Origin of the sequence: Mycobacterium sp. NPDC006124 (assembly GCF_040614235.1) — a bacterium.
Taxonomy (GTDB): Bacteria; Actinomycetota; Actinomycetes; order Mycobacteriales; family Mycobacteriaceae; genus Mycobacterium.
Genome location: NZ_JBEXUA010000006.1, coordinates 40,871 through 57,545 on the forward strand (window position 1 = coordinate 40,871; position 16,675 = coordinate 57,545).

Consider the following 16,675-nt stretch of genomic DNA (forward strand, 5'->3'; position numbering starts at 1 on the left):
AGCCCTAGGGTTGGGCGCGCTAACGTTCGACGGGCGATCGTCAGCGCGCCGAATTCGCGAGGGGGCAAGTCATCGAAGCCATGGTCACCAGATGGGCGATTGGCGCCCTGGGTGTGCTGGCCGTCGCCGTGGCCCTCGTTCTCCCCTGGTACTCCGCGCAGGCCACGAGCGGCTCGGCCGCCATGGCGGGCTGGGGAGCCTGGACCATCAGCGGTGACGTCGACGCCGGATTGCGGCCGCTGCCCCTGGGGGCGTTGGTCCTGCCGTCGGCGGGGCTGATGGTCTACGGCGCCGTCCGCAGCGCGTTCGGTCTCGCCGTCGGCGGCGCCATGGCCACCTTCGCGGTGGCCGTCCTGCCCTTCCTCGTGATGCGTGCCGTCGACCGGCACGTGCCGGGCAGCGGCGCGGTGGCCGTCGAGGTGGCGGCGGCGCCACTCGCGCTGCTCGGCGTCGGTTTCGTCGGCACGGTCGTCTGCTGGATCGGCTACGCCCGATGCGTCCTGCGGCCGTCACCGCGGCAGGACGCGTGAACACGCTCGGCGCGCTGCGCATCGACGCGGGAGTCGTGGTGTTGCGCAAGGCCCGCGACGACGATCGCCGCTCGATCATCGACCACCTCGTCGACCCCGACGTGCACGCACACCTCGGCGGCCCGCAGCCCCGCCGCACCGTCACCCGAGACCTCGACGAGGCCGGGGTGGCCGCCGCGACCAACTCGGCCGGCTCCTACGTCATCGCCGACGCGCAGACCGACGCGTTCATCGGCACGGTGTCGTTGACGCGTCGCGGTCTGCACCATCCCGGCCACCTCGGACCGTCCGGCGAGGAATTGGAGCTGGCGTACACGCTCGACCGCCGGTACTGGGGGCGCGGTCTGGCCTACCGGGCCGCCAGCGCGCTGCTGCGCACCGCGGCCGCCGAGATGCGCGACGAACCGGTCATCGTCGTCACTCAGAGCGCCAACGTCCGCTCCCTGAATCTGGCCCGCCGGCTCGGATTCGTCCCCGCCATGACGTTCGAGGAGTTCGGCGAGGAGCAGACGCTGGCGGTCGCGAGTCTCGGCCAGTTCGCCGGCGACCTAAGCTCTGGGCCGTGAGCAAGAGCCCCCTTCGCCGTTTCGCCGACACCCTGCTACTCGCGAGCATGCGCCCGCCGCTGGCCGCCCAGCTGCTCGGACCACGCCAGCAGGTCGACCCGGCGGGCAAGCGGATCCTGGTGACCGGCGCCTCGTCGGGAATCGGCGCCGCCGGTGCGGTCAAGCTCGCCGCCGCGGGTGCCCGCGTGATCGTGGTCGCCCGCCGCCAGGATCTGCTCGACGAGGTCGTCACGCGGATCGAGTCGACCGGTGGCGACGCGACCGCAATCTCGTGCGACCTGTCCGACCTCGACGCCGTGGACGCCCTGGTGGCCGACGTCGACGAGCGTTTCGGCGGGGTGGACGTGCTGGTCAACAATGCGGGCCGGTCGATTCGTCGGCCGCTGGCCGAGTCGTTGGAGCGCTGGCACGACGTCGAGCGGACGATGGCGCTGAACTACTACTCGCCGCTGCGACTGATCCGCGGCTTCGCCCCCGGCATGCGACTGCGCGGCGACGGGCACATCGTGAACGTCTCGACCTGGGGCGTGCTCAACGAGTCGTCGCCGCTGTTCGCCGTCTACAACGCCTCCAAGGCGGCGTTGACCGCCGTCAGCCGCGTCGTGGAGACCGAGTGGGCCGTCGACGGCGTCCACTCGACCACGCTGTTCTACCCGCTGGTGAAGACGCCGATGATCGCCCCCACCCGGGCCTACGACGGGCTACCGGGGTTGTCGGCCGAGGAGGCCGCCGACTGGATGGTCACCGCCGTGCGGCGCCGGCCGGTGCGCATCGCCCCTCGGATGGCCGTCACCGCGCACGCGGTGAACAGCTTCGCCCCCGCCGCGGTGGACGCGGTGATGAAGCGGCAGCGGGTACAGCCCACGTAGAGCCGCGGGGTCGCCCGCTCGTGTTAGAACGGCAGGCATGGAGATCCTGGCGAGTCGCGTCCTGTTCCGGCCCGCCGACTACCGGAGGTCGCTCGCGTTCTACCGAGACGACATCGGACTGGCCATCGCGCGTGAATACGGTGCGGGCACGGTGTTCTATGCGGGTCAGTCGCTGATCGAACTCGCCGGCCACGGCGGGCAGGAGCGAAGCGACCCGGGGAACGGCCACGGCGGGCAGGAGCGAAGCAACCCGGGGAACGGCCACGGCGGGCAGGAGCGAAGCAACCCGGGGAATGGGCACGGCGGGCAGCGAAGCGCAGGCGCCGGTGCGCTGTGGCTACAGGTGCGCGACGTCTACGCCTCCCAGGCCGAACTCGAGGGACGGGGGGTGACGATCGCCAGGGCGGCCACCGAGGAACCGTGGGGCCTGCACGAGATGCACGTCATCGATCCCGACGGCGTCACCCTGATCTTCGTGCAGATCCCCTCGACCCACCCGCTACGCCGCGACGTCCGAAACTGAGACGTCCGAAACTGAGACGTCCCCCCGACTCCAGGGAGTCGAGGGGACGTGCCGTCCGACGATGGATCAGCGAGACGTGGCCGCCAGCGGCCAGCCGACGGAGGCCAGTCGCGACGCGACCTGGTGAATCTCCTCGGGGTTGGGTTCCTTGTCGATGACGCCCTGGACCGCGGCGTGGATCTCGGCCTCGGTCACGTTCTCGCCGTCGTTCGAGCGCAAGATCGACTGAGCGGCCTTGACGACCTCGTCCTCGGTCAGCGACCGCTTCAGCAGCGCCAGCAGCGGAAAGTAGTCCTTGGGTGGGACACCCTCCGGGTAGCCGGCGTTCAGCCAGGTGACGACGTTCTCGAGCAGGCCCTTGTTCTCGGTCATGTTCAGTCAGCTCACTTAGGGAGGAAGGGGACGGGGTTGAATCCGAAGTGGTGGATGATCGTGGCCTTGGTGATGTAGAGGATGGCGATCACGATCACCGCGGCGACGACGGTGAACAGGAGCAACCCGGCGAACTTCAGCGCCGGGTTGGGCGCGGCGGTGGTGCCGTCGGTCTGGACTCCGCCGGAGCCCTTCGAGAAGGCCACCAGCCCCACCGCGAACACCGCGGGAAGGCCGGCGCCGAGGACGAGTCCGACGGCGAGCACCTTGAGAATCGCTTCTACGTAAGTCATGTCAGTTCTCTCACTGGTTCCGGGATCAGACCGACGCGGTGGGCTGCGAGACGCTGCCCTTGCGCTCGTCGACGGGCACGACGGAGTTGGTGGTGTCGTCCCACTCGGCGTTGACGTTGTTGGAGTCGACCTTCTGCTGCTGGGCGCGCCAGTACATGTAGCCCGACAGTCCGACCAGGATGACGAAGATGACACCGTCGCCGGCCAGGTTCGAGCCCGAGGCGGACTTGATCGCATCCGAGAGCCAGAACGACAGCGCGCCGACGATCGCGGCGGACGGAAGCGTGATCAGCCAGGCGGCGGCCATCCGGCCCGCGACCTTCCAGCGGACCTGGGCGCCGGGCTTGCCGACACCGCTACCGAGGATCGAGCCCGTGGCGACGTGCGTGGTGGACAGGGCCATGCCGGCGGCGCTGGAGCTCAGGATGATCGCGGCCGAGGACGCCTCCGCGGCCAGGCCCTGCGGCGACTCGATCTCGACGAGACCCTTGCCGAGCGTGCGGATGACGCGCCAGCCACCGATGTAGGTGCCCAGGCCGATGGCCAGCGCGCAGGACGCGATGACCCAGAACGGCAGGCCGTCCTTCTTCACGTCGCCGGTCAGGTGGCCGGTGGTGATGAGCGCCAGGGCGATGACGCCCATCGTCTTCTGCGCGTCGTTGGTGCCGTGCGACAGGGCGACGAGCGAGGCGGTGGCGATCTGACCCCAGCGGAAGCCGTCCTCGCGACGCTTCTTGGCGACCTTGCGGGTGAGGCGGTAGACCATCCAGGTGCCGCACGCGGCGACGAGGCCCGCGATGAAGGGGGCCGCCAGCGCGGGCAGGATCACCTTGGCGAAGACGCCGCTCCAGTTGACGCCGGCCATGCCGAGCGCCGCGAGACCGGCGCCGATGAGACCGCCGAAGAGAGCGTGCGAGGAGCTCGACGGGATGCCGAAGAGCCAGGTGAGCAGGTTCCAGAGGATGCCGCCGATGAGACCGGCGAAGATGATGGTCAGGCCGGTCGACGGGTCGATGCCCGTGATGAGCGACCCCGTCTTGCCGTCCTGGATCTTGAGGACCGAGGTGGTCACCGTGACCGCGACCTCGACGGAGAGGAACGCGCCGACGAGGTTCAGCACACCCGCGAGGATGACCGCCGTCTTCGGCTTCAGGGCGTTGGTGGCGATCGAGGTCGCCATGGCGTTCCCCGTGTCGTGGAAGCCGTTGGTGAAGTCGAACGCCAACGCGGTGGCGATCAACAGCACCAAGATGATCATGGTTGTGTCCATGGGTCAGATTGTGAGGCTTCTCAGGTTGTTTTGACCAGCCGGTCTCCGGCTGAATCACACGCCTCACCTGGGACTTTGCCAGGCCCTAAAAGCTGTTCACCCACTGTTCACCCAAAGGGTGGGGCGCGTTAGCCTCCAGCGCCGAAAACTTCCACGCGGTGCGCCGTGGAGCGACAATCGTCGTGGGGCGCATCTACCATCGGAGCATCGCCGCGGCCGTGACCTTGCCGCGACCACTAGGGGAAGTCGACTCGTGAACGCATTCCTTTCCAAGATCGTCGCGTGGATCACCGCGGGCTACCCCGAGGGCGTGCCCGGACCCGACCGCGTGCCACTCATGTCCCTGCTCAACCGTCGGCTGTCCAACGACGAGGTGAAGGCCGTGGCGCAGGACCTCATGAACCGCGGCGAGTTCGACCACATCGACATCGGCGTACTCATCACCCAGATGACCGACGAGCTTCCGCAGGAGGACGACGTGGAGCGGGTGCGTTCCCGGCTGGCCGCCAAGGGCTGGCCGCTCGACGACCCCCGCGACAGCGACGCCGCGGTCACCGACGACGGCGAGGGTTCCGCATAGCCTCCCTGCGCGCAGTCGTCATTCCGGCGATCCCCTCACCCGAGCCGCTGCTCGCGGTCCTCGAGGGCGTCCTCGACGGTCGCGAGCCCGCGATCCTGCCGGTGCCGCCCGACGTTCGGTCGGCGGAGGCGTTGACGTCGTCGCTCGGAATCGGCGAGGAGATCGACGACGACGTCGCGCTCGTGGTGTCCACGTCCGGGACGACCGGGGTTCCCAAGGGCGCCATGCTCACCGCGTCGGCGCTGATCGCGAGCGCCTCGGCCACCCACGACCGCATCGGCGGTCCCGGCACGTGGCTGCTGGCCCTGCCTGCCCACCATGTCGCCGGACTGCAGGTGATGGTCCGCAGCTTGTTGGCGGGCACGGTGCCGGTGGCCGTCGACCCGAGCTTGGACGTCGCCGAATTGCCCTCTGCCGTCCAGGCATTGGGATCGGGGCCCCGCTATACCTCCTTGGTGGCGGTGCAACTGGCCAAAGCGCTCGCCGATCCGGCGGCCACCGCGGCGCTGGCCGAACTCGACGCCGTCCTCATCGGCGGCGGACCGATGCCGGTGGCCGTCGGAGAGGCGGCTGCGGCCGCGGGCATCCGGGTGGTGCGCACCTACGGCATGAGCGAGACCGCCGGTGGCTGCGTCTACGACGGCATGCCGCTGGACGGCGTGCGGTTGCGAATCGACGACGGCCGCGTCATCCTCGGCGGTGCCACCCTGGCCAAGGGGTACCGGCATCCGACGGATCCCGATCCGTTCGCCGAGCCAGGCTGGTTCCGCACCGACGACGTTGGCGCCGTTGACGATTCGGGCCGACTCCGCATCCTGGGACGGGCCGACGACGCCATCGGCACCGGCGGCCTCACCGTCCTGCCGCCGTTGGTCGAGGCGGCTTTGGCCACCCATCCCGCCATCTCGGACTGCGCGGTGTTCGGCGTCACCGACGAACGGCTGGGCCAGCGCGTCGTCGCGGCCATCGTCCTCGCCGAGAACGGCGCTGCCCCGTCCGTGGCAGATCTGCGTACCCACGTCGAACGGACCCTGGACGGCACCGCAGCTCCTAGAGAGGTGCACGTCGTCGACGCCTTGCCGCGGCGGGGCATCGGCAAGTTGGACCGAAGGGAGCTCCGAAAACGGTTCGACACCGGTGGATGATGGGTTCATGACCCGAGAAGTCACCACCGAGGAGGATCTGCGCGCGATCGTCGGTCATCCGCTACCTGCCACCGCGAACAAGGTGAAGGACCGGCTGTCGGAGGCGCAGTGCGACTGGCTCGCCCATTCGCCACTCGGCTTCGTCGCCACCACCGACGCCGAGGGACGGGTGGACGTCTCACCCAAGGGCGATCCGCCCGGCTTCGTACACGTCGTCGACGACACCACGATCGCCATTCCCGAGCGGCCGGGCAACCGTCGCGTCGACGGTTTCGTCAACGTGTTGCAGAGGCCGCGCGTCGGCACGGTGTTCCTCATCCCCGGCAGGGGGGACACGCTCAGGATCAACGGCACCGCGCGCATCCTGTCCGACGCGGACTACTTCGACGCGATGACCGTCGACGGCAAGCGGCCCATCCTTGCGCTGGAGATCGACGTGGACGAGGTGTTCTTCCATTGCGCAAAGGCGTTCCTGCGGTCGGACGCCTGGAAGCCGGAGACATGGGATCCCACCGCCGTGCCGAGCGTGGCGCAGCTGGCCAAGGCGATCAAGCCGGAGATGAGCGATCAACAGCTAGAGGAGTACTACGCGGAGGAAAACGTCCGCAAGATCCTGTACTAGCAAGGCCGCGACCGGCGCAAAGCCGACGCATAGTTCTTCATTGGAAATTGGTGAGACTCAGCGGGTTTGGATTTGACGAATGAGGCAATTCCTTTCTCCGACAGTTTCACCCGCTACTACTGATCGGACTGATCATGATCGTCCTCGGCATCATCCTCCTCGTCGCCGGCTATTTGCTGCCGCTGCCCCTTCTGGTCACCATTGGCTGGATTCTGCTGGTCATCGGCATCATCCTGTTCATTCTGGGTGCCGTCGGCCGTCCGGTCGGTGGTCGAAAAGTCTGGTTCTAGCGCAGTAACGCCGTCGTGCCCCCCGCTGCGGACCACGCCGACCACTGGGTCAGCCCCTTCGTGCGTGCGTCCGCGGCGTGGGCATGGCGCCTGCTCCTCCTCGCCGGTGCCGCCTACGTCGTCTTCGAATTCCTGGTGTTCTTCGGAGTAGTCGTCGTACCGGTCGCCTTGGCCCTGATTCTCACCGCCCTGCTGGCACCCGCCGTCGACTATCTGGACGGCAAGGGAGCGGCCCGCGGCGGCGCGGTAGCCTTCGTCTTGGTCTTCGGTCTCGCCGTGTTCGGCGGGATCCTCTCCTTCGTCGTCAACCAATTCGTCGAAGGCGCACCGCAACTCGTCGACCAGGTGACCCGAAGCATCGAGGGAGCCCGCGACTGGCTAATCAACGGCCCGGCCGCCCTAAGCCGCGATCAGCTCAACCTCGCCGTCGGCACGTTCACCGACGCGTTGCGCACCCACCAGGCGCAGCTGACCACCGGCGCCCTGTCCACCGCCGGCACCATCGTCGAGATCCTCGCCGGTGCGTTCCTGTTGCTCTTCGCGGTCATCTTCTTCCTCCTCGGCGGCCGCAACATATGGAATTTCGTCACCCGCGTCGTGCCGGTGGAACACCGGGCCCGCGTGCACGAGGCGGGCGCGGCCGGCTTCCACTCCCTCGCCGGATACGCCCGGGCCACCTCCCTGGTCGCCCTCGTCGACGCGGTGGCCATCGGCAGCGGGCTGGCCATCATGGGCATTCCCCTGGCGCTCCCACTGGCCTCGCTGATCTTCCTCGGCGCGTTCATCCCCGTCGTGGGTGCGCTGGCCACCGGCTTCCTCGCCGTCATCGTGGCGCTGCTGGCAAAGGGATTCGTGTACGCGCTCATCACCCTCGGCCTCATCGTCGCGGTCATGCAACTCGAGGCTCACGTGCTGCAGCCGCTGGTGATGGGACGGGCCGTCTCCATTCATCCGCTGGCAGTGGTCCTCGGACTCACCGCAGGCGGCGTGCTCGCCGGCATCATCGGTGCGCTTCTCGCCGTGCCCGCCATCGCATTCCTCAACAGCTTCGTGCGGGTGCTGACTGCTGACGACCCCGGCGCCCGCACGCAGGCGCTCAGGGAACAGGACGGGCCGCTCGTCGACGCCCAGGCCGACGACGAACCCCATCCCAGCCCGGCCTGATCGCCAGAGCCACACCGTTCCTAGAGAGACACTCCTAGAGAGACACCGTGCCGTAGTCGTCCAGCCCGCGGGTGAGGATCCGCAAGTGGTCGTCGGCCGAACCCAGCGTCTGGCTGATCGCGGTGAGCCGGGCGGCGTAGTGCCCCACCGGATATTCGGCGGTGACGCCGATGCCGCCGTGCAACTGGATCGCCTCCTGAGCGATGTGACGACCCGATCGGCAGACTTGCAGCATGGCCCGCGCAGCGATCACGGGGTCGGGGTTCCCGTCGGCAATCGACATCGCGGCGTAGAGGCTCATGCTGCGGGCGAGTTCCAGGGACACGTACATGTCCGCCGCACGATGGGTCAGCGTCTGGAAGGTGCTCAGCGGGACCCCGAACTGCTTGCGGGTGGTCAGATACTCGGTGGTCAGCCGCAAGGCCTCGGCCATCGCGCCGACGGCTTCGGCGCAGAGCGCCGACTGATGCCGGATGAGGGCGCCGTGCAGACCCTGACTGGCGTCCCCACCGGCGCCAAGCGCCTCCGCGGGGGCAGAGGGGAACTCGACGGACGCTCCCCGCTGTCCGTCGAACGTGCGAAACGCGCTGCGGCTCACCGCATCCGCGTTCACCACGAACAAGCCGACGCCACCGTCGTCCGGCAGCGACGCGCTGACGACGAACACGTCGGCGGCGTCACCGGCGAGCACCGGATTCTTCCGGCCGGTCACCGTCCACGAATCACCTTGGCGCTCAGCGCGAGTCATCACGCGGGTCGAGACACCGCGCATGCCCGGCTCATGGTGTGCCAACGCCAACAGCGTCTGGCCCTCGGCCACCGCGTCCAGCAGCTTGGCGTGCCGGTCGTCGCCTAGTTCGGCGATGATGCCGCCAGGGATCAGCGCGGCCGCGGCGACGGGCTCGGGCGCGAGACGCCGGCCGATCTCGGTGAGCACCACCGTCAATTCGACCTGCCCCGCCTCGTCGGGGTCGAACCCGAGGCCGAGGATTCCCATCTCGGCCAGCTGGCCCCAGACATCGCGGCTCCAGCCCTGTTCGGTCTCGGTGACCTTGAGGCGCTTCTCGACGTCGTAGTTGCGCTCGAGCACCTCGCTGGTGATGTTGCGCAGCAGTTCCTGCTCGTCGGTCAAGTCGAAGTTCATGGCGTCCTCACAGTCCCAGAATGGTCGAGGCGACGATCGAGCGTTGCACCTCGTTCGTGCCGCCGTAGATCGACACCTTGCGGTAGTTCAGGTACTTCGGGGCGGCGAGCTGAGCCCACGGTGGCGAGCCGATGCCGTCCCCGGCGTCGAACGGGAGCGCGTCGGGCCCGGCGACGTCGACCAGCAACTCCGTCACCGCCTGCTGCAGCTGGCTGCCCTTGAGCTTGAGGATCGACGACGCCGGGTTGGGCTTGCCGTCGGCTTCCGAACCGCTGACCCGCAGCTGCGTGAGCTCCAGCGCCAGCAGCTCGTTCTCGATCTCGGCCACGCGGGCGGCGAACAACGGATCCTGCAGCAGCGTCCCGTCCTCGGTCACCGTCTGCGCGGCGTGCTCCTTGACCTGCGCCAGCCACACCTTCGTCGTGCCGATCCGCGCGATGCCGGTGCGCTCGTTGCTCAGCAGGAACTTGGCGTAGGTCCAGCCGCTGTTCTCCTCGCCGACGAGCTGGTTGGCGGGCACCCGGACGTCTTCGAAGAAGACCTCGTTGACCTCGTAACCCCCGTCGATCAGCTTGATCGGCCGCAGTGTGATGCCCGGGGTCGACATCTCGGCCAGCAGGAACGAGATGCCGGCTTGGCGCTTCGGGGCGTTGGGGTCGGTGCGGGCCAGAAGGAAGATCCAGTCCGCGTACTGCCCGAGCGTGGTCCACGTCTTCTGACCGTTGATGACGTAGGAGTCGCCGTCGCGGACGGCCGTGGTGCGCACCGACGCGAGATCTGAACCCGCCTCGGGCTCGGAGAACCCCTGGCACCACCAGATGTCCACGTTGGCCGTCGCCGGAAGGAAGCGCTCCTTGAGTTCCTGGGAGCCGAACCGGGCGATCACCGGCCCGACCATGCTGGCGTTGAACGCCAGCGGTTCCGGCACGCACGCCAGCCGCATCTCGTCGGACCAGATCTGCCGCTGCAACGGCGTCCAGTCCTTGCCACCCCATTCGACGGGCCAGTTGGGCACGGCCAAGCCGTGCTCGTTCAGGATCCGCTGCGAGGTCACCACGTCGTCGGGCATCTTGAGCTCGCCGGCGCGGGCCCGGGCGCGGATGTCCTCCGAAATCTTGGTGGTGAAGAAATCCCGCAACTCGTCGCGGAATGCGGCCTCGTCGTCACTGAGCGCCAACTTCATAGTCCAACCTCCGATTCTCTGGTACCGCCGTGACCCACTCCCCGGCAAGGTTATGCCTTCGGTCGGCGGCCCGATCCTGGGGTATTCGGTGCCGGACCGCCGATGGTGGGGACTTTGCCGGAAATGGGTATGCACGACCGCGGCGGGCGCCGGTCGAGCGCCCGGCGACGACGAGCGAAGAAGGTGCCACGTGTTAGGCCTGCCCGACGGTGTCCACGCCTGCCTCTTCGACCTGGACGGGGTGTTGACCGACACCGCGAGCGTGCACCGCACGGCGTGGAAGGCCATGTTCGACGACTTCCTGAAGTCGCGGGCCGAGGCCGACGGATCGGAGTTCACGCCCTTCGACGCCGACACCGACTACCTGCGCTACGTCGACGGCAAGACCCGGGCCGACGGGGTGCGGTCCTTCCTGGAGAGTCGCGGCATCAACCTGCCCGAGGGCGACCCGGACGACGGCGAGACCGGGGCCGAGACCGTCAACGGTCTTGGCAACCGCAAGAACGCCGCGTTCCTCGAGACCATGAAGACGGACGGCGTAAAGGTGTTCGAGGGCTCGCGGCGCTACCTCGAAGCCGTTGCCGACCAAGGTCTTCCGGTTGCGGTGGTGTCATCGTCGGCCAACACCCGCGAGGTGCTCGAGCTGACCGGGCTGGCGAAATTCGTCGACCAGCGCGTCGACGGCGTGACCATTCGGGAGGAGCACATCGCCGGCAAGCCGGCGCCGGACTCCTATCTGGCGGGCGCCCGGCGTCTGGGCGTGGATCCCTCGGCGGCGGCGGTGTTCGAAGACGCCCTCTCCGGCGTGGAGGCCGGGCGCGCGGGCCACTTCGGTTTCGTCGTCGGCGTCGACCGCGTCGGACAGGCCGAGGCGCTGCGCGAACACGGCGCCGACGTCGTCGTCACCGATCTCGCCGACCTGCTCTCGGCCCAATGAGTCCGGACCCCATCTACCCGGTCGAGCCGTGGCGTCTGCGGGAGACCACCCTGGACCTCGACGTCCTCGCCCAGTCCGAATCGCTGTTCGCCCTGTCCAACGGCCACATCGGGATGCGCGGCAACTTAGACGAGGGCGAACCGCACGGCACGCCGGGGACCTACATCAACTCGTTCTTCGAGATCAGACCGCTGCCCTACGCCGAGGCAGGTTTCGGCTATCCAGAGGAGGGCCAGACCCTCGTCGACGTGACCAACGGCAAGATCCTGCGCCTCATGGTCGACGACGAGCCACTCGACGTCCGATACGGCGAACTGCACCATCACGAACGGGTTCTCGACTTTCGCGCCGGCACGCTGACCCGTACCGTCCGGTGGCGCTCACCGGCGGGCCGCCTGGTCGACGTGACCGCAACCAGGCTGGTGTCCCTGGCTCAGCGCGGGGTCGCCGCCATCGAGTACGTCGTCGAGGCCGTCGACGAATTCACCAGGATCACACTGCAATCGGAGCTGGTGGCCAATGAGGATCAGCCCGAGACCTCGGAGGACCCGCGAGCGGCGGCCCTGCTGGAGAAGCCCCTGCAGGCCGTGTCGCACGACTGCGACGGCGAGCGGGCCGTGCTCATCCACCGCACCCGGCTGAGCGAACTGACCATGGCCGCCGCCATGGATCACGACGTCGAGGTGCCCGGCCGGGTCGAGGTGAACACCGAGTGCTGGGACGACGTGGCCCGCACCACGGTGATCTGCGGGTTACGCCCCGGTCAGAAGCTTCGCGTCGTGAAGTACCTGGCCTACGGCTGGTCCAGCCTGCGTTCGCGGCCGGCGCTGCACGACCAGGTGGCCGGGGCGCTCACCGGCGCGCGGTACACCGGGTGGCAGGGCCTCCTCGACGCTCAGCGCACGTACCTCGACGACTTCTGGGACGACGCCGACGTCGAGGTGGAGGGCGACCCCGAGATCCAGCAGGCGGTGCGCTTCGGGTTGTTCCACGTGCTTCAGGCCAGCGCCCGGGCCGAGCGGCGGGCCATCGCGGGCAAGGGCCTCACCGGCACCGGCTACGACGGCCACGCGTTCTGGGACACCGAGGGTTTCGTGCTGCCCGTGCTGACCTACACCCACCCCCACGCCGCCGCCGACGCCCTGCGCTGGCGAGCCTCGACCCTGGACCTGGCCCGGGCGCGGGCCGCCGAACTCGACCTGGCCGGTGCCAGCTTTCCGTGGCGGACCATCCGCGGGCAGGAGTGCTCGGCGTACTGGCCGGCCGGCACCGCGGCCTGGCACGTCAACGCGGACATCGCCATCGCCTTCGAGCGTTACCGCGTGGTCACCGGGGACGAGTCGCTGGAGGCCGACTGTGGTCTCGAGGTGCTCATCGAGACCGCCCGGCTGTGGGTCTCCCTGGGCCACCACGACCGCCACGGCCGATGGCACCTCGACGGCGTCACGGGACCCGACGAGTACACCGCGGTCGTGCGGGACAACGTCTTCACCAACCTGATGGCAGCGGACAACCTGCGCATCGCCGCGGATGCCTGCGCACGCCACTCCGAACGCGCCAGGACCCTGGGCGTCACCACCGAGGAGACCGCGGCTTGGCGGGACGCGGCCGACGCCGTGCACGTGCCCGTCGATGCGGGCCTCGGTGTGCACCAGCAGTGCGAGGGCTTCACCACGTTGCGCGAGTGGGACTTTCACGACAACACGGCGTATCCGCTGCTGCTGCACGAGTCCTACGTGCGGCTCTACCCGGCCCAGGTGATCAAACAGGCCGACCTGGTCCTGGCCATGCATTGGCAGAGTCACGCCTTCACCCGGGAGCAGAAGGCTCGCAACGTCGACTACTACGAGCCGCGGATGGTGCGCGACTCGTCGCTGTCCGCGTCGACCCAGGCCGTGCTGTGCGCCGAGGTGGGACATCTCGAACTGGCCCACGACTACGCCTACGAGGCGGCGCTGATCGACCTGCGCAACCTGCACGACAACACCAGCGACGGCCTGCACATGGCCTCACTCGCCGGAGGCTGGACGGCGCTGGTCGCCGGGTTCGGTGGACTGCGCGACGACGCCCGCGTGCTGGAACTCGACCCGCACCTGCCCGAGCAGATCACCCGGCTGCGATTCCGCATCCGTTGGCGCGGCCTGCGGGTCACGGTCGACGCCAACCACGGGGACGTGGTCTACGGCCTGGAAGCCTGTGACGGGCGCGACGACGCGCGGTTGACCATCCGGCACGCCGGAACCGAGCTCGAGCTGAGCACCGACGCACCGGTCACGGTGCGGCTGCACGCGCTCACCCCGTTGCTGCCCGAGCCTGCGCAGCCCGCGGGCCGCCGGCCACATCGTCGCCAGCGATGAGTGTGCCGACGCGCAGAGCGGGTAAGGGATCGCGGTGAGCACACCGGGTTTGGTCGTCGTCGGAAGTGGCCCAGCGGGTATCAGCGCGGTCGAGTCGTATCGCCGCAATGGCGGGGACGGAACGGTCCTCGTGTGCAGTGCCGATCCGGACCTGCCCTACCTGCGGCCTCCCCTGAGCAAGGAGTTCCTGCGCGGCGAACTCGACGAGACCGATGACGCCGACGACCTGTTCCTGCATCCACCGGAGTGGTTCGTCGAGCGCAACGTCGACCTTCGCCACGGCAGGCCGGTGACCGACCTCGACGTCGTCGCCCACACCGTCACCGTGGACGGGGAACGAATTCCGTACTCCGCGTTGATCCTTGCCTGTGGCGCCGGGCCGTCGCCGTTACCGGTCTCCGGTGGCGAGCGAGCGCTGCTGCTGCGTGCATTGGCCGATGCGCGGCGCATTCGGGACGGCGCCGCCGAGGCTCGCTCGGCCGTGGTGATCGGCGCCGGCTTCATCGGGTGCGAGGCCGCGGCGTCCTTGGCGATGCGCGGCGTGGCCGTGACGCTGGTGGCCCCCGACCAGGTGCCGCAGGAGAAGCGCCTCGGCGTCGAGGCCGGACGTCGACTGCTCGACCTGGTGACCGCGACGGGTGTGCGATACGTCGGCGGCACGTCGGTGACGGCCGTCGACGAGTCCGGTGTGCGACTCGAGGACGGCGTGTCCGTCGACAGCGATCTCGTAATCGCCGCCACCGGCGTCTCACCGCACGGCGACGTGGCCTCGGCCGCCGGCCTGAATGTGCGGGACGGACGCATCGTCGTCGGTGCGGACATGCGGACCTCGGCGCCCGACGTCTTCGCCGTCGGCGACGTCGCGTTCGCCTTCAACACCGCCGCCGGCCGGCACGTGGCGGTCGAGCACTGGCAGGACGCGGTCGACCACGGCGAGGTCGCCGGCGCCCAGGCGGCGGGTGCGACCGCTACATGGCATGCCGTGCCGGGGTTCTGGTCGACGATCGGCGACGCGACGGTCAAGCACCACGCCTGGGGCGACGGGTACGACCACAGCCGGGTCGTCGACCACGACGAGGGCTTCACGGTCTGGTACGAAGCCGACGGGAAGACCGTGGGCGTTCTGACGTGCAACGCCGACGACGACTACGACCTCGGCGAGAAGTTGATCGCCGAGGGTCGGCCCGCGCCGGCGTAGCGAGCTCGAATACCGTTGGCGGCGGCCGGTTTCGGGTCAGACCGCCAGGTTGCGGGCGAGCGGCTCGCCGCTGGTCTGGAACACCATGCGCCGCGCGATCTCGTCGGCGTGGTCGGCGAACCGACCGTAGAACCGTCCGAGCAGGACGACGTCGGAGGCGACCACCGGCCCATGGGTCCACCGCGAACTCATCACCTCGGCGAACAACTCCCGGTGCATCGTCTCCATCAGACGGTCCTCGGATCGCACCCGGTCGGCCTGGGAGCAGTCTCCGGTGATCAGGATGTCGCGACAGTAATCGGCGAGACGCATTGCGGTGGAACCCATCTCGTCGAACCGGGTATGCAGCTGCGGCGGTGCCGCCGAGTCGGGGTGGCGGCGTAGACCGACCTTGGCGACGTGGGAGGCGAGGCCGCCCATCCGGTCCGCGTCGGCGGCGACGTGGATCGCGGTCACCACCCGGCGGAGGTCGCCGGCCACCGGGGCCTGCTTCGCCAGGATGGCCAGCGTGCGACGTTCCACGGCCTGGTGCAGGTACCGGAGACGTCCGATGCTGCGCGTGACCTGGGCCGCTGCGTCCCCGTCGACGTCGAGCAGGGCGCGGGTGGCGTGACCCACCGCATCACCGGCGAGTTCGCACATCACGCCCAGATCGGCTCGCAGCGATTCGAGCTGCTGGCGAAAGTCGGTGCGCACGGGGGTCTCCTGGATGACGTGGCCGTCGTGCAGGCGAGGTACCCGGGATCCGGGGCGCCAAACCTCCGGACTAGCGGCGACGGCTGAGGTCCACGATCAGCGGCCGGTGGTCGGAGATGGGCATCTGCGGCGCACGGGCCTCGGTCGCGATCAGGCCGTCGTCGTCGGTCAGCAGGTGGTCGAGTTGGCGGCTCGGCGAGTCGAACGGAAACGTCGGCGTGGTCGCGAGTGCACGCATGCCCGAGGAACGCCGTGCCGCCCTGGGTCCCAGATTCAAGTCGCCGGCGATCACGTGGGGCCCGGGCAGGGCGCGAAGATCGTGGGTGAGGTGACGCAGCTGGCGCCGGTTCCAGCCCGGCACGAAGGACAGGTGCGTGTTGGCGACGGTGAGCGGGCCGAGTGGGGTCTGGAAGCAGCCGATCACCGCGGCGCGGGGTTCCTCGTCGATGACGATCACCCGGTTGAGCCCGCGCACGTAGACCGGCACCTTGACCGGGATCCTGGACATCCGTACCACCTGCCACGCCGTCGCCGGATAGCGCGACAAGAGCGAGATGCCATACGCGGCCGCACCGGGTCGTTCGTCACCGGTGGCAGCGCTCCACGCGGCGCCCGGCGTACCGGCGATCGCCGCGACGAAGCGATGGGTGACCGCGCCCATGGCCTCGGCCGCCGCCGCCGTCAGATCGGCGAGGTTGGACCGTGGCTGGTCGACGTCGACCTCCTGCAACGCCAGCACGTCGGCGTCGATGCTGCGCACGCATTCCTGGAGCCGCTGCACGTCGACGACGCCGTCACCCACCGTTCGGCCATGCAGGATGTTGAACGTCGCGAGCCGCATGCAGTCCTTCGTACCCCACGTCACCGTGTGCCCTGCGGCGGGGCGTTTCGGCGCGCAGCTGGCACGAGGCGTTAACGAGCGCCGCGTCACCCGCG

The 16,675-nt window shown here is 69.1% G+C and carries 19 protein-coding genes; 12 read left to right on the top strand and 7 right to left on the bottom strand.

From position 1 onward, the window contains the following. Positions 1-80: 80 nt before the first annotated feature. From ABZ195_RS14045 to ABZ195_RS14060, 4 genes are read left to right on the top strand one after another with little or no spacing between them, the layout of a single operon-like run. The gene (locus ABZ195_RS14045; protein ID WP_355218634.1) at positions 81-530 is read left to right on the top strand and encodes a hypothetical protein; all 450 of its coding nucleotides are present in this window, start codon (positions 81-83) and stop codon (positions 528-530) included. Then, positions 494-1,096 carry a GNAT family N-acetyltransferase gene (locus ABZ195_RS14050; protein WP_355218636.1) on the top strand — a complete coding sequence of 201 codons (603 nt, stop codon included), beginning with the start codon at positions 494-496 and terminating at the stop codon, positions 1,094-1,096. The genes ABZ195_RS14045 and ABZ195_RS14050 overlap by 37 nt, the downstream gene beginning before the upstream one ends. Next, positions 1,093-1,965, top strand: coding sequence for an SDR family oxidoreductase (locus ABZ195_RS14055; RefSeq protein WP_355218638.1), 873 nt, complete (start codon positions 1,093-1,095; stop codon positions 1,963-1,965). Before ABZ195_RS14050 ends, ABZ195_RS14055 begins: the two co-directional genes overlap by 4 nt. Before the next feature lie 37 nt (positions 1,966-2,002). Continuing rightward, complete coding sequence (locus ABZ195_RS14060) at positions 2,003-2,488, top strand: VOC family protein (protein WP_355218640.1); 486 nt, start codon at positions 2,003-2,005, stop codon at positions 2,486-2,488. 66 nt (positions 2,489-2,554) lie between these two features. On the opposite strand, the gene ABZ195_RS14065 is transcribed toward ABZ195_RS14060, so the two are convergent. The 3 genes from ABZ195_RS14065 to ABZ195_RS14075 are packed head-to-tail and all read right to left on the bottom strand — an operon-like array spanning position 2,555 to position 4,423. Further along, positions 2,555-2,860, bottom strand: coding sequence for a DUF3349 domain-containing protein (locus tag ABZ195_RS14065; protein WP_355218642.1), 306 nt, complete (start codon positions 2,858-2,860; stop codon positions 2,555-2,557). Positions 2,861-2,871: 11 nt separating this feature from the next. Further along, entirely contained in the window at positions 2,872-3,153 is a 282-nt protein-coding gene (locus ABZ195_RS14070) for a hypothetical protein (protein WP_355218644.1), read from the bottom strand. Between the two features lie 25 nt (positions 3,154-3,178). Continuing rightward, positions 3,179-4,423, bottom strand: a complete 1,245-nt coding sequence (locus ABZ195_RS14075; RefSeq protein ID WP_355218646.1) for an inorganic phosphate transporter — start codon at positions 4,421-4,423, stop codon at positions 3,179-3,181. Between the two features lie 253 nt (positions 4,424-4,676). Between ABZ195_RS14075 and ABZ195_RS14080 the strand changes: the two genes are divergently transcribed. From ABZ195_RS14080 to ABZ195_RS14100, 5 genes are all read left to right on the top strand, one after another. Continuing rightward, positions 4,677-5,003, top strand: coding sequence for a DUF3349 domain-containing protein (locus ABZ195_RS14080; protein ID WP_355218647.1), 327 nt, complete (start codon positions 4,677-4,679; stop codon positions 5,001-5,003). Between the two features lie 47 nt (positions 5,004-5,050). Continuing rightward, a complete protein-coding gene (gene menE, locus ABZ195_RS14085) occupies positions 5,051-6,148 on the top strand; it encodes an o-succinylbenzoate--CoA ligase (protein WP_355219208.1) in 1,098 nt (365 codons plus the stop codon). Between the two features lie 7 nt (positions 6,149-6,155). Further along, positions 6,156-6,770, top strand: a complete 615-nt coding sequence (locus ABZ195_RS14090; RefSeq protein WP_355218648.1) for a pyridoxamine 5'-phosphate oxidase family protein — start codon at positions 6,156-6,158, stop codon at positions 6,768-6,770. A gap of 134 nt (positions 6,771-6,904) precedes the next feature. Further along, positions 6,905-7,060, top strand: a complete 156-nt coding sequence (locus ABZ195_RS14095) for a DUF6131 family protein (protein ID WP_263996066.1) — start codon at positions 6,905-6,907, stop codon at positions 7,058-7,060. A gap of 15 nt (positions 7,061-7,075) precedes the next feature. Further along, entirely contained in the window at positions 7,076-8,224 is a 1,149-nt protein-coding gene (locus tag ABZ195_RS14100) for an AI-2E family transporter (RefSeq protein ID WP_355218649.1), read from the top strand. Positions 8,225-8,258: 34 nt separating this feature from the next. Here ABZ195_RS14100 and ABZ195_RS14105 read toward each other — a convergent pair whose 3' ends face one another. Together ABZ195_RS14105 and ABZ195_RS14110 are read right to left on the bottom strand one after the other, a co-directional pair. Continuing rightward, on the bottom strand, positions 8,259-9,368 hold the full coding sequence (locus ABZ195_RS14105; protein WP_355218651.1) for an acyl-CoA dehydrogenase family protein: 1,110 nt from the start codon (positions 9,366-9,368) through the stop codon (positions 8,259-8,261). A gap of 7 nt (positions 9,369-9,375) precedes the next feature. Beyond that, positions 9,376-10,551: an acyl-CoA dehydrogenase family protein gene (locus ABZ195_RS14110; RefSeq protein WP_355218652.1), complete on the bottom strand. Its 1,176-nt coding sequence runs from the start codon at positions 10,549-10,551 to the stop codon at positions 9,376-9,378. A 190-nt stretch (positions 10,552-10,741) separates the two neighbouring features. Here ABZ195_RS14110 and ABZ195_RS14115 point away from each other — a divergent pair, with 190 nt between their 5' ends. From ABZ195_RS14115 to ABZ195_RS14125, 3 genes are read left to right on the top strand one after another with little or no spacing between them, the layout of a single operon-like run. Beyond that, complete coding sequence (locus ABZ195_RS14115; protein WP_355218654.1) at positions 10,742-11,488, top strand: beta-phosphoglucomutase family hydrolase; 747 nt, start codon at positions 10,742-10,744, stop codon at positions 11,486-11,488. Next, a complete protein-coding gene (locus ABZ195_RS14120) occupies positions 11,485-13,845 on the top strand; it encodes a glycoside hydrolase family 65 protein (protein ID WP_355218656.1) in 2,361 nt (786 codons plus the stop codon). Before ABZ195_RS14115 ends, ABZ195_RS14120 begins: the two co-directional genes overlap by 4 nt. Positions 13,846-13,879: 34 nt before the next feature. Next, positions 13,880-15,043, top strand: a complete 1,164-nt coding sequence (locus tag ABZ195_RS14125) for an FAD-dependent oxidoreductase (RefSeq protein ID WP_355218658.1) — start codon at positions 13,880-13,882, stop codon at positions 15,041-15,043. Between the two features lie 36 nt (positions 15,044-15,079). On the opposite strand, the gene ABZ195_RS14130 is transcribed toward ABZ195_RS14125, so the two are convergent. Beyond that, positions 15,080-15,739, bottom strand: coding sequence for a PhoU domain-containing protein (locus tag ABZ195_RS14130; RefSeq protein WP_355218659.1), 660 nt, complete (start codon positions 15,737-15,739; stop codon positions 15,080-15,082). Positions 15,740-15,809: 70 nt separating this feature from the next. Beyond that, positions 15,810-16,580, bottom strand: a complete 771-nt coding sequence (locus tag ABZ195_RS14135) for an endonuclease/exonuclease/phosphatase family protein (protein WP_355218661.1) — start codon at positions 16,578-16,580, stop codon at positions 15,810-15,812. Between the last annotated feature and the right edge of the window lie 95 nt (positions 16,581-16,675).